This window comes from Bacteroides sp. CAG:633 (genome assembly GCF_000435115.1).
Taxonomy (GTDB): Bacteria; Bacteroidota; Bacteroidia; order Bacteroidales; family Bacteroidaceae; genus Bacteroides; species Bacteroides ndongoniae.
Genome location: NZ_FR883047.1, coordinates 40,753 through 52,270, shown reverse-complemented (window position 1 = coordinate 52,270; position 11,518 = coordinate 40,753). Strand labels below are relative to the sequence as shown.

10 protein-coding genes are annotated in these 11,518 nt (G+C 46.8%); 5 read left to right on the top strand and 5 right to left on the bottom strand.

Translation table 11 applies throughout. The features are described from left to right. On the top strand, window positions 1-540 hold a 540-nt coding region (locus QVP67_RS06340), incomplete at its 5' end, for an amino acid--tRNA ligase-related protein (protein ID WP_288179965.1). A gap of 20 nt (window positions 541-560) precedes the next feature. Next, a complete protein-coding gene (locus QVP67_RS06335) occupies window positions 561-947 on the top strand; it encodes a GtrA family protein (protein WP_022162728.1) in 387 nt (128 codons plus the stop codon). A 113-nt stretch (window positions 948-1,060) separates the two neighbouring features. On the opposite strand, the gene QVP67_RS06330 is transcribed toward QVP67_RS06335, so the two are convergent. From QVP67_RS06330 to QVP67_RS06315, 4 genes are all read right to left on the bottom strand, one after another. After that, window positions 1,061-1,510: a DUF6078 family protein gene (locus QVP67_RS06330; RefSeq protein ID WP_022162727.1), complete on the bottom strand. Its 450-nt coding sequence runs from the start codon at window positions 1,508-1,510 to the stop codon at window positions 1,061-1,063. Window positions 1,511-1,566: 56 nt separating this feature from the next. Continuing rightward, a complete protein-coding gene (locus tag QVP67_RS06325) occupies window positions 1,567-2,451 on the bottom strand; it encodes a carbon-nitrogen hydrolase (RefSeq protein ID WP_022162726.1) in 885 nt (294 codons plus the stop codon). Between the two features lie 113 nt (window positions 2,452-2,564). Next, window positions 2,565-3,617 (bottom strand): agmatine deiminase family protein, encoded by a 1,053-nt coding sequence (locus QVP67_RS06320; RefSeq protein ID WP_022162725.1) that lies wholly within the window; start codon window positions 3,615-3,617, stop codon window positions 2,565-2,567. An 84-nt stretch (window positions 3,618-3,701) separates the two neighbouring features. After that, window positions 3,702-4,232, bottom strand: coding sequence for a ferredoxin domain-containing protein (locus tag QVP67_RS06315; RefSeq protein WP_022162724.1), 531 nt, complete (start codon window positions 4,230-4,232; stop codon window positions 3,702-3,704). A 95-nt stretch (window positions 4,233-4,327) separates the two neighbouring features. Here QVP67_RS06315 and QVP67_RS06310 point away from each other — a divergent pair, with 95 nt between their 5' ends. After that, window positions 4,328-4,951 (top strand): ABC transporter ATP-binding protein, encoded by a 624-nt coding sequence (locus QVP67_RS06310; RefSeq protein WP_022162723.1) that lies wholly within the window; start codon window positions 4,328-4,330, stop codon window positions 4,949-4,951. Window positions 4,952-4,975: 24 nt separating this feature from the next. After that, a complete protein-coding gene (locus QVP67_RS06305; RefSeq protein ID WP_022162722.1) occupies window positions 4,976-5,770 on the top strand; it encodes an ABC transporter permease in 795 nt (264 codons plus the stop codon). A gap of 20 nt (window positions 5,771-5,790) precedes the next feature. Here the strand turns inward: QVP67_RS06305 and QVP67_RS06300 are convergent, their stop codons facing one another. Continuing rightward, window positions 5,791-10,272: a translocation/assembly module TamB domain-containing protein gene (locus tag QVP67_RS06300; RefSeq protein WP_288179968.1), complete on the bottom strand. Its 4,482-nt coding sequence runs from the start codon at window positions 10,270-10,272 to the stop codon at window positions 5,791-5,793. A 204-nt stretch (window positions 10,273-10,476) separates the two neighbouring features. On the opposite strand from QVP67_RS06300, the gene tsaD reads away from it, so the two are divergent. Continuing rightward, window positions 10,477-11,499, top strand: a complete 1,023-nt coding sequence (tsaD, locus tag QVP67_RS06295; protein ID WP_022162720.1) for a tRNA (adenosine(37)-N6)-threonylcarbamoyltransferase complex transferase subunit TsaD — start codon at window positions 10,477-10,479, stop codon at window positions 11,497-11,499. Window positions 11,500-11,518 lie beyond the last annotated feature (19 nt).

The window sequence follows — 11,518 nt, the reverse complement described above, 5'->3', positions numbered from 1 at the left end:
CGTCTGGAAATGGGTAACCAGCTGGGCTTGCGCGACAAGAACAAGTTTGCGCTGTTGTGGGTGGTAGACTTCCCGATGTTCGAGTGGAGCGAGGAAGAAGGCCGTCTGATGGCTATGCACCATCCGTTCACTCATCCGAAGGACGAGGATATTCCTTTGCTCGATACCGATCCGGCTGCTGTGCGTGCCGATGCTTACGATATGGTGTGCAACGGTATCGAAGTGGGTGGCGGTTCTATCCGTATTCACGATGCGAAGCTGCAGGCCAAGATGTTCGAGATTCTGGGCTTCACGCCCGAAAAGGCTCAGGAGCAGTTCGGCTTCCTGATGAATGCCTTCAAGTTCGGTGCACCCCCTCACGGAGGTCTGGCTTACGGTCTGGACCGTTGGGTAAGTATCTTTGCCGGACTCGACAGTATCCGCGACTGCATTGCCTTCCCGAAGAACAATAGCGGACGCGACGTCATGCTTGATGCACCGGGTTACCTCGACCAGAAACAGCTGGACGAACTGAACCTGATAGTAGACGTAAAAGAGTAAACTTACGTTCGGAAAGAATAGTGAAAGAGTCCACACGCATCTTCCGTTTTGCCCTGATCGGTACGCTGAATGCCCTGATTACGGCAGCTACCGTCGGATTTATGATGGGCGTATTGGGCGTTCACTATCTGGCCTCCAACATTACAGCTTATGTTCTTGCCCAGACGCATAATTTCGTCTGGTGCAAGTTCTGGATATTTCCCACAGACAAGAAGAGCAACACCTGGCGGCAGGTGCTGCTCTTTCTTATTGCTTTCGGAATGGCCTATCTGGCACAGTTCCTGTTCATTGTCATATTGGTAGAATGGCTGTCGTGCAACGAATACCTGGCCCAGTTCCTGGGGCTGTTTGTTTACGGTGCGGTCAACTTCCTGATGAACAAAAAGGTAACCTTCCCACAAATTTAACTACTTAGGCATTTGCAGTGCAACAGTTATTGCACTCACAGTGCAGTAGGCAGTGCACTCGCAGTGCAGTAGTTATTGCACTCATAGTGCAGTAAGCATTGCACTGTTTTTCCTTAATTACGCCAATCGTATTCCATTATATAATCGTCGAATTGGGGTGGCTCTTCAATGCCGTTTTTCCGGAATATATCGGCAATGGCCTTTTGTATTCGGGGCGAAATGAGCATGTCGCCCGAGCGGCTGTAGTAATAGACCCGGCGGCTGGAGAAGCAATGTTCTACCTGTAGGCGTACCGTCTTAATATGGTGTTGGGTGATGTGGTCGTACAGATGCGTCATTCCTTTGGCGTAACGTTTAGGCTGAGACGAACGGAACTGCTTGCACTGTTCGGTGGCATAGCGGATTTCATCATTATTCGGATTGACGATGCTGATGGACACAGACTGTTTGGGCGATTGGGCCAGTTGTTTGTATGCCAGCGCGCGCAGGCACTGTTCGGCCAATGGACAACTGCCGCCTGCGATGCACACGGCGTAATTACCCGGTATATTCATGTTGCTCATAATAGGGCTATTGTTAAGTTGGTTTTACATAGAATTAGATAATGCTTTCCGGACGGTTAGTCCAGAAAGCGTTTCACAATACCTTCGTAGGCATCGATGCGGCGATCGCGCAGGAAAGGCCACCAGCGGCGTACGTTTTCCGAGCGTTCCAGGTCCACTTCTACAACCAGATTCTCCGGTCGGTCGTTGCTGGCCTGTGCCAGAAGTTCGCCTTGCGGTCCTGCTACGAAACTGTTTCCCCAGAACAGGATGCCGTTGGTCTGTCCCGACGGGTCGGGTTCGTGGCCTACACGGTTTACGGATACTACCGGCAGTCCGTTGGCTACGGCGTGTCCGCGTTGCGAGATGATCCAGGCTCCAAGCTGGCGTGCCTTTTCATCATCCGTATCAGTGCTTTCCCAACCGATGGCAGTGGGGTAGATCAGAATTTCGGCTCCTCGCAGTGCCATGAGTCGGGCTGCTTCGGGATACCACTGGTCCCAGCATACCAATACACCTAATTTGCCCAGTGATGTCTGTATCGGCTCGAAGCCCAGATCGCCGGGAGTAAAATAGAACTTCTCGTAATAGGCCGGATCGTCGGGGATGTGCATTTTGCGGTACTTGCCGGCGATGCTTCCGTCGCGGTCGAAGACCACGGCTGTGTTGTGGTACAGTCCCGGTGCGCGCTTTTCGAAGAGTGAAGTGACAAGCACAATGTGGTTGGCAGCAGCCAGCTCGGAGTAGAATCCGGTGGAAGGACCGGGAATCGGTTCGGCCAGGTCGAATAGCTGGGTGTTCTCTGTCTGGCAGAAGTACAACGAGTTATGCAGTTCCTGGAGGACAACGAGCTGTGCCCCGTGTGCGGCACAGGCTTCGATGCTGTGTGCCAGGTTCATCAGGTTGGTCCGTAAGTCGGCCGTATTGGCTTGTTGGATGATTCCTACTTTTATTTTTCTCATAATGGATTTTTTAGAAATATATTTTTTTTGTTTTTCGGATTAATATGCAATCTGGAGGTTAATCAGATCTTTCTAACTCCTGCAAATCTATATAAATCAGAAACTCGAATATTTTAAGCAATAATCCCTTCCGGATACTGCATCGTCACACAGTGTAGCGACCCGTGCTGGCGGATGAGTGCCTGGCAGTCGATGCCTACGATTTCGTAGCCGGGGAAGGCTTCCTGCAAGACTTCGGCGGCACGGCGGTCGTTGGCCGGCTGGTTGTAGGTAGGGTAGAGCACAGCATCGTTCATGATGAGGAAGTTGGCATAAGTGGCAGGCAGGCGTTCGCCGTCGTCAACAACGGCATCGGCCATGGGCAAAGGAAGCAGGCGGTAAGGCTCTCCTTGCAGGGTGCGGAACGTCTTCAGCTGTTCTTCCATCAGGCGGAGGGCTTCGTAGTGCTCGTCCTGAGAGTCGGTGCAACGTACATAGGCAATGGTATCGTTCGGACAGAGACGAGCCAAGGTATCAATGTGGCTGTCGGTGTCGTCGCCGGCCAGGTAGCCGTGGTCGAGCCAGAGAACCTGTTGCACGTGGAAGGTGTTGCGGAGGTATTCCTCTATCTCCGTTTGCGACATCTGTCCGTTGCGGTTGGGCGAAAGCAGACACTCGGAGGTGGTGAGCAGTGTGCCGCAACCGTCGCTTTCGATGGAACCACCTTCGAGGACGAAGCCCAGACGATTGACGTACTTGCCGCAGAGTGCTCCGGCTTCTGTCAGACGGCGGGTAATAAGATTGTCTTTGTCCGATGCAAACTTCAGACCCCAACCGTTGAATTTGAAGTCGAGCAGGGCAGGACCGTCTGTGTCGAGCAAGGTGATGGCACCGTGGTCGCGTGCCCACGTATCGTTGGTAGGGCACTGCACCAGACGAACATTGTTCATGTTGACACGGTCGGCTATCTGTTTGCTGACGGCTTCGGGTTCGGGGGTGACAATCAGCAACTGTTCGCGGGCTGCTATTTCGCGGGCGATGCAGACGAAACATTCCTGTACTTCGTCGAGCATGTATGCCCAGTCGGTAGCAGCGTGTGGCCAAGTCAGTTGTACACCGCTTTGCGGAGCCCATTCGGCAGGCAGATATGGTTTCTGTATTTTAGAGTGATTGGTTTCGGATTTCATACTGTTTTCAGTTGACATGTAGTGATGGATAATGATGAATGGATGCACGACGGGGGAACCTGTGTGAATCCTGTATGATACGCGTTATGCCTTCGGCTTGCGGTCGAAGAACGGGTTCTTGGACGATGCGCTGACGGGAATGGCGAACACGGTGGCACAATCTTTCAGCCATCCCAGCTGCTGAGCGGCCAAACCGGCAGAGAACATGACACGTGTATCGACCCGCAAATCGGCGGCTGTGGCACAGGCCGATCCGACGGCAATGCCTACGTCTACCGTATTCAGGGCACAGGGTACGCCTTCGGGGCGCGAAGCACAGGTCGGAAATCCGCAATGACCACAGTTAAGTCCTTGCGCGCACGCGCGCGTACCTATTATTATTATACACTCGGCTTGCAGGATGTTGTCGGCATCGCGCAGGAAGAACTTCATACCGTTCTCTTCGGCCATGGCAATCATCTTGTCGGAAAGCTTCCGGATGTCATCGTCGGTAACCAAAGCTATTTCGATAACGTCGATGCCTTTCCCTTTGGGAGCGGTGCGGGCGGCGGTCATCATCTGTCGGGCCACGTGGAGTATGTGTTCGTGGCGGCAGTCACGTTCGTTCTGTATCATAATCTGTTGTTTGTTGAATTAATTAGTTCAGGACAAAGATAGCATAAAAAAATATTAGTATTATCTTTGTGCAATAAGAAAGATGAGTTTAGAACATGTTACAGATCGAAAATGCCAGCATAGCTTATGGTGACAGAGTGCTCTTTTCAGGTTTCAACTTGGAGTTGGGTTGTGGAGAAATGGCAAGTATTTCAGGACCTTCGGGTTGTGGGAAAACGTCGTTGCTGAATGCTGTGCTGGGTTTCGTACCCTTGCGGGAAGGGCGTATAACGGTGAATGGCATGCTGCTGGAGAGAAATACGGTCGATCATATCCGTAAGCATACGGCATGGATTCCGCAAGAACTGGCTCTGCCGTCAGAATGGGTCAGAGAGATGGTGAGGCTGCCGTTCGATTTGAAGGCAAACCGGGTGACACCTTTTTCGGAAGAACGTCTGTTTGCCTGCTTTGAGGAACTGGGACTGGAACGCAGACTGTACGAAAAACGGGTGAACGAGATATCGGGCGGACAACGGCAACGGATGATGATAGCTGTAGCCGCCCTGATGAACAAGCCGCTGATGGTGGTGGATGAACCAACGTCGGCTCTTGATGCGGAAGCAACAGGCAGAGTGCTCGGTTTTCTGCATCGGCAGGCAGAGAAGGGAAGTGCTATATTGGCAGTTTCGCACGATGAAGTGTTTACGGCCGGATGTCAGCAACAGATAGTAATGAAGTAAAAAGATAGTGAGGAGGAAGAAATGATGGAAGTAGGTACGATTGATATTTCATATTCCAGTCTGTGTATCGGGCTTTTGCTACTTTTGATTCCTTTGTTTTATATCTGGAAATTCAAGACGGGGCTGCTGCGTGCTACTGTTGTAGGTACGGCGCGGATGATTGTGCAGCTGTTTCTTATTGGCATGTATCTGAAATATCTTTTTTTATGGGATAATCCGTGGATTAATTTCTTGTGGGCTGTTGTCATGATTCTGGTGGCATCGCAAACAGCCTTGGCACGTACCGGGCTGAAGAAAAAGGTTCTGTTGATGCCTATATCCGTAGGGTTTCTGTGTAGCGTAGTGTGCGTAGGCATGTACTTCATCTGTATCGTTCTGCGTCCGGACAATGTGTTCAGTGCCCGTTATTTTGTTCCGATATTCGGAATATTGATGGGCAACATGCTGTCGAGCAATGTAATAGCTTTGAATACTTATTATAGCGGACTGAAACGGGAGGAGCAGTTGTACCGCTATCTGCTGGGCAATGGCGCTACCCGGGCCGAAGCACAGGCTCCGTTTATCCGTCAGGCCATAATCAAGTCGTTCAGTCCGCTGATTGCCAACATTGCCGTGATGGGACTGGTGGCCTTTCCGGGAACAATGAGCGGACAGATTCTGGGGGGAAGCAGTCCGAACGTAGCCATTAAATATCAGATGATGATTATGGTGATCACCTTCACTGCTTCGATGCTTTCACTGATGATTACCGTTTCGCTGGCTTCACGCAGATCGTTCGACGCATACGGCAAACTGCTGGACGTGATGAACCGGAAGTGAAATGCTTACCAGCTACGGATTTATCTTCCTTCTCTTTTGACTTTGGACTGTGCTGGTGCAATGGCCGGTATGGCAATGGAATCGTTTGTCGCCTGCTTTTTCTGTTTTCTTCTTTGCAGCCATTTGTTCCAGAAGAAAAGTTCGTTCCATTTATTGAAGTCCTTTTTGAAGATGATGCCGATACCTTGTGTTGTCAGGTTGGTTTTGGTGTAATAACGGTCGTTTGTCTCGTTGTAGGCTTTCAGACGGATATCGCCTGAACGGTTGACAAGCCATTCGGCATCAAAGTCGCCGACAAAGTTTGTATTGGCCAAAGGATTGTCGCGATAACCGAAATTACCGTTGATGAGTAGCCGGTTATTCAGCAATTGTCCCGAAAGCATGGTTTCGAACTCAACATCCGTCCAGCCCTTTTCTCCGGTACTGAAGTTGGTGCCGAAGTTCCAGTTGTTGCTGTTGATGATGTGTGACAGGGCATTGTTCAGCTGTCCCGACAGGGTTGAGGAGAGCACACTGGACATCATATCGGAATTCTGGGTTCCATCGACATTTTCAGGAGAAAACTTTCCGATGCTGAGAAGATAAAGAATCTGCATGTTCATTTGTTCGTCGGTAGGAATGTAGTTGCGTACCAATGCCTGGACTTCGTCGCGTTCGTTGGGCAACTCCAGTCCCAGTTTGATGTCGGGAGAAGTAAGCTGGCCGGTCAGGTTCATGAGGCAGTTTACTTTGACATTGGTCTGATCGACATAGGCACTTGCGTTTGAAATCAGGTCGTTCAATGAAGCTGAGTTGACAGTATAGCTGGCGCTGATGTCAAGCGTCGCATTCAGCGGTGAACCGTTGAAAGTGATGGTGCTTCCGTCTTTAATGATAAAGTCTTTTCGGATGACTTCCTGAAGACTGAACTTATATATTCCCTGATTGATCCGGTAACTGCCAAACATCCGGACATCGCCTTTATTATAGAATTCGGTCCGTATGTTTCCACTTCCTCTGCCACTGATGTAATCTCCGGCAACCGGGTCCATAATAATTTTCATAGTGGCTTCCGGAGTCGCGTCTACCAGAAGGTTCAAGTGAATGTCGGTTTCGTTTTCTTCCTCTTCCTGCTCCATCTCTTTTTGAGCCAGTTCGTAAGCCGAAAGAAGCAGGGTATCCTGCAAAACAGCACGCCGTGGAGTCTTGTCCACAAACTTGATGAACTGGCTGCTGGCGGCAGACGAAACATAGTCCTTTATGTAGGTAAAGCTGGAATTCCGGTTGGTAGTCATGGCTACGTCAATATTGACTCCGTCCAGCTGATTGCCCGATATGGTAGCGTTGCCGGTTCCATAAATAGTACCATAGAAAGGAAAGTCATGCGATTCACGCGTATTCATGACCAGCATGTTGTTGACAGAAAAATTGAACCTATATCTCAGATTCTTGAAATGTTCGTAGCGCAACTCTCCACTCATGCGACCTTCATGTCCCTGAGTATCGTAAATCCGGTTGTTGTTGAAAGTCAATCCGTCGGGAGTGATCAGAATACTGTCTTTCAGCGAGAATGTAGTATTAAGAACTTCTACCTTCATGGATGCGTCGCCAGTCACACGGCCGTCCATCGTGAGAGCCTTGAATTTCCCATAGAAATGCACGTTTCCGCTGACACGTCCGTTGAATTCGGGCGTAATGCTATTCATATAATGATGGACGAACTTCAGGTTTGTGTTATGAGCTTCTATTTGGAGGTCAAGGGCACTGGTAGGCTTTAGCGGATATATGAATCCGTATACATGGCTTTGTGCTATTTCTTGTTCGCGGATATGTGCATCCAGATAAATACCCTTTATGTCGTGGTGCCATTTGCCCTGAATATCAGCATCTCCAAGCAGACCGTCGTTTAATCCGAAATTTCGGATATGAAGGTTGGTACTCATAACCGGCTGTTTCAGTACGCCATTGGCGTAAGCCTGGCCAGTGGCTTCTCCTTTGAAGTTGACGTTCAGTGCGGCAATGTCGAAGACATAGCCAATATTGATTTTCTTCAGGTCGAGGCGGACGGTATCCTGAGGCGAATCGGACAGTATGCCATTGATGCGCAGATAGCGTTCTTTATGGGTGAAACGAAATTCGTTGATGTGCACTTTCCCTGAATCAACTACAATCTGTGACGGATGTATTTTCCAAAGTGTATCGTTGAGAATGATATCAGTGGGCTGTACATTTATAATAGTAGTAAGAGGCGATGCAGCTTGGGGGGTTCTTGACCTGGAACGGCGCTGTTTAGTGCTTGCAGGAGTTTCGCTTTTTTGCTGTCGGATGAATTGGGCTATGGCAGAAAGTTGTCCGCTGTAAGTCACTTTGCTGCTGTTTCCCCAATTTAAAATAGTTTGTATACTATCGTTTTTGGCTTTGGCGTCAACAGACAGATTGACCGAGCCGGCAGACTTACGATTGGTAAACCTGATTCTGGTGTGGAACTGATCGCCTGGGTTTTCACACAATATCATACCCGATTCGAAGAACTTGTCTTCATAGCGAAAACGTGGAAAATAGCCTTCTATACGTATGCGTTGTGCTTTGTCGTTAAAATACCCTTTTAATGTAGAGTGCGTATATAGTTTCAGGGGGATTTGAAATACAGTAGATAATAGCTCGGTATCGAACAGATGCAGATCGAAATAGAAATTGTTTTCGGTTTCAATCGTTTTTCTGTCAGGCAGAATAAGAGCCGGTACATACTTGCGCATGATGTTGAGCACACTGGCCGGTAGTGTGCGATATGAGTAATCGCCTTCAATGTTGCCTTTGAGGAAACTGGATGTTATGTTTAGACTTTTGTTATGTTCGTCTTTCTGAGTAGCTGTCAGTTTCAGGTTTTGCATGAAATAGTTTTTGTCAGGACTGACAAAAGTCAAGCTGTCTACATTGATTTCTCCCTTCATTTCATCGATAGATCCTCCCGTAAAATCAGCTTTTACCTTTACGGCAACTTCGGTGTCCTTATATTTCGAGGTTAAATGAAGGTTATTGGGACGGAAGTTACTGATATCTGCACTGAAGTTGAATGTTGGATTTTTGCTGGCAATATTGACATTTCCGTTTAGTTGGAGAAATATGTTAGGGTCGTCCAACGCAATTTTACCATTAAATCCCCCTTGTTTATATTCTCCGTCTAATGTTATATTTTCGTAGGTATATCCGCTGTAGTCGGCAGATGCGATCAGCCCTTGCATATTGACAGACGGATAGAGCTGGTTACGATGGTTTCCATTAACTTTTAAGTCGAGAGTAATTTTTCCCATTTTATTATTCCCTATCATTTTGCCAAGTTCGAAATTTTTTGTTTTTACAGAACCGGAATAGGAAATGTTGTTTTGTTCTTTATTGAGTGTAAGTTTTAAGTCGCTATGGATGGTACCTAAATTGGTCCGTACTTGTCCGTAGGTTACTAGGTCTGTAAAGTAGCCGGATATTTCGCCTTGAAATGCAACAAACCCCATGTTTTTGAATATAGGACTGAGATTGAGCTCTTTCTTATTAAAATTTCTGGTGAAAAAGTTGAGTCCCTCTGAATCGGCATATAGGTTGGTAAGATGACCGAAAACTAATGCATTGTGTGGCTGAGACAGGTTTTGTAATGACAAGTCTCCTTTAAGGTAAAAATGATTGCCCGATGAAATAGATATATATGGACACTCTAATTGATTGATACTCCCGTTGATATCTAATTCTAACTGAAGTTTTTCTTTAAACTCTTTAAACGCTGGAACAAAGGGGGCGATATCTTGCAATGTTATGCTAGAAGGCAGAATACGAAAAGAGAAATCAACTTCATCCGCAAAGTTTTTAAATGCACTGAGACTATCGTATTGCATTTGTATGGTGTCCATAGCCAAGGCTGTGTTAGGCAAATCGACATGAAAATCTTCAATGCTCATTTTATGGTCATTGGCAATCAACTTCAGACTTAACTTTTTCAATTCGAAGCCAGAGTTGGCTTCTTCTACACTCATGCGTTTGATTGCGGCATTGATAGAATCGTTCTGTATGGCTTTTAATGAAATATTGGCTATGATATTTTGCAATTGGATACGTTGTGGATTAAATTTTCCCGGTGTATCCTGTGCGGAAAGTACATTATAAGATAATTTCCCTCGCCGTATCAGCACTGAGTTGATACGAAGGTTCAAATTGGATTCTTTTTTGATACTGTCCTTGGGGGCAAAAGCATCTAATACAAACTGAAAATTAGGTTTGGCCTCGGGGGTCTCTTTTTCCAAGGAAATGTTGAATCCAAAGAGTTGTACGTTGCTGATGGATATTTTCCCTTTCAGCAAAGGAATTATGTCGAATTTGGCGGAAAGACGTGCCACTTTTAACATTTCCTTTCCAGATTGGTCATTTAAAAGAAGATCTTCGATAATGATACGATTAAGTAGTCCGATGTCTATCTTCTTGATAGTCATTTTACTACCCAATTGGGACGAAAGCTCTTTTGCAACAATAGACGACAACTCCTGCTGAATAGAAGGCAGATTCAGCAAGAGAATAGTCCCGATATACAAAGTTAATATGATACCAAGAACCCAACGTACTATCCTTTTAACTTTCTTGATGAGCGGTTAATTTTTCTGTTCGGCCAACAAAAATATAAAATAAAACGTTATCCTTCCTACTTTTATCATTACTTTTGCAAGGTTTAAACGTAAATAAACACTATGAGTACAGTAATTTTAGGAATAGAATCTTCGTGTGACGATACATCGGCTGCGGTTATCAAAGATGGTTATTTGCTTTCGAATGTAATAGCCAGTCAGGCTGTCCATGAAGCTTATGGAGGAGTAGTTCCGGAATTGGCTTCGCGCGCACATCAGCAAAATATTGTTCCAGTGGTGCATGAGGCATTAAAGCGGGCTGGAGTGACAAAAGAAGAATTAAGTGCTATCGCCTTTACGAGAGGGCCGGGCTTGATGGGCTCTTTATTGGTGGGGGTATCTTTTGCAAAAGGATTTGCCGCTTCGTTAGGAATTCCAATGATAGATGTTAATCATCTGACAGGACATGTTTTGGCTCATTTTATTAAAGTCGAAGGTGAAGAATCGGAGCAACCTGATTATCCCTTCTTGTGCCTGTTGGTATCTGGAGGAAACTCGCAGATTATTTTAGTAAAAGCCTATAATGACATGGAAATATTGGGGCAGACTATTGACGATGCTGCCGGTGAAGCTATTGATAAATGTTCGAAAGTGATGGGTCTGGGTTATCCGGGCGGTCCTATTATTGATAAACTGGCACGCCAAGGAAATCCGAAAGCATTTAGTTTCAGCAAACCTCATATACCAGGGTTGGATTACAGTTTCAGCGGACTGAAAACATCTTTCCTTTATTCTTTGCGCGACTGGATTAAGGATGATCCGGATTTTATAGAACATCATAAGACAGACCTGGCCGCTTCATTGGAGGCTACTATTGTAGATATATTGATGGATAAGTTGCGTAAGGCTGCTAAACAATATAATATAAAGGAAGTTGCTGTTGCCGGTGGAGTGTCGGCTAATAATGGCTTGCGGAATGCTTTTCGTGAACATGCTTCAAAATATGGATGGAAGATATTTATTCCAAAATTCAGTTATACGACAGATAATGCAGCGATGATTGCCATTACAGGCTATTTTAAATACCAGGATAAGGATTTCTGTCCGATGGAAGCGCCTGCATATTCGCGTGTAACATTGAAATGACAAGAAAAAGAACTGTATA

Coding starts and splice junctions, on each gene's coding strand:
- QVP67_RS06330 (WP_022162727.1), bottom strand. CDS start 1,510: ATGAGCAACATGAATATACCGGGTAATTACGCCGTGTGCATCGCAGGC.
- QVP67_RS06325 (WP_022162726.1), bottom strand. CDS start 2,451: ATGAGAAAAATAAAAGTAGGAATCATCCAACAAGCCAATACGGCCGAC.
- QVP67_RS06320 (WP_022162725.1), bottom strand. CDS start 3,617: ATGAAATCCGAAACCAATCACTCTAAAATACAGAAACCATATCTGCCT.
- QVP67_RS06315 (WP_022162724.1), bottom strand. CDS start 4,232: ATGATACAGAACGAACGTGACTGCCGCCACGAACACATACTCCACGTG.
- QVP67_RS06310 (WP_022162723.1), top strand. CDS start 4,328: ATGTTACAGATCGAAAATGCCAGCATAGCTTATGGTGACAGAGTGCTC.
- QVP67_RS06305 (WP_022162722.1), top strand. CDS start 4,976: ATGGAAGTAGGTACGATTGATATTTCATATTCCAGTCTGTGTATCGGG.
- tsaD (WP_022162720.1), top strand. CDS start 10,477: ATGAGTACAGTAATTTTAGGAATAGAATCTTCGTGTGACGATACATCG.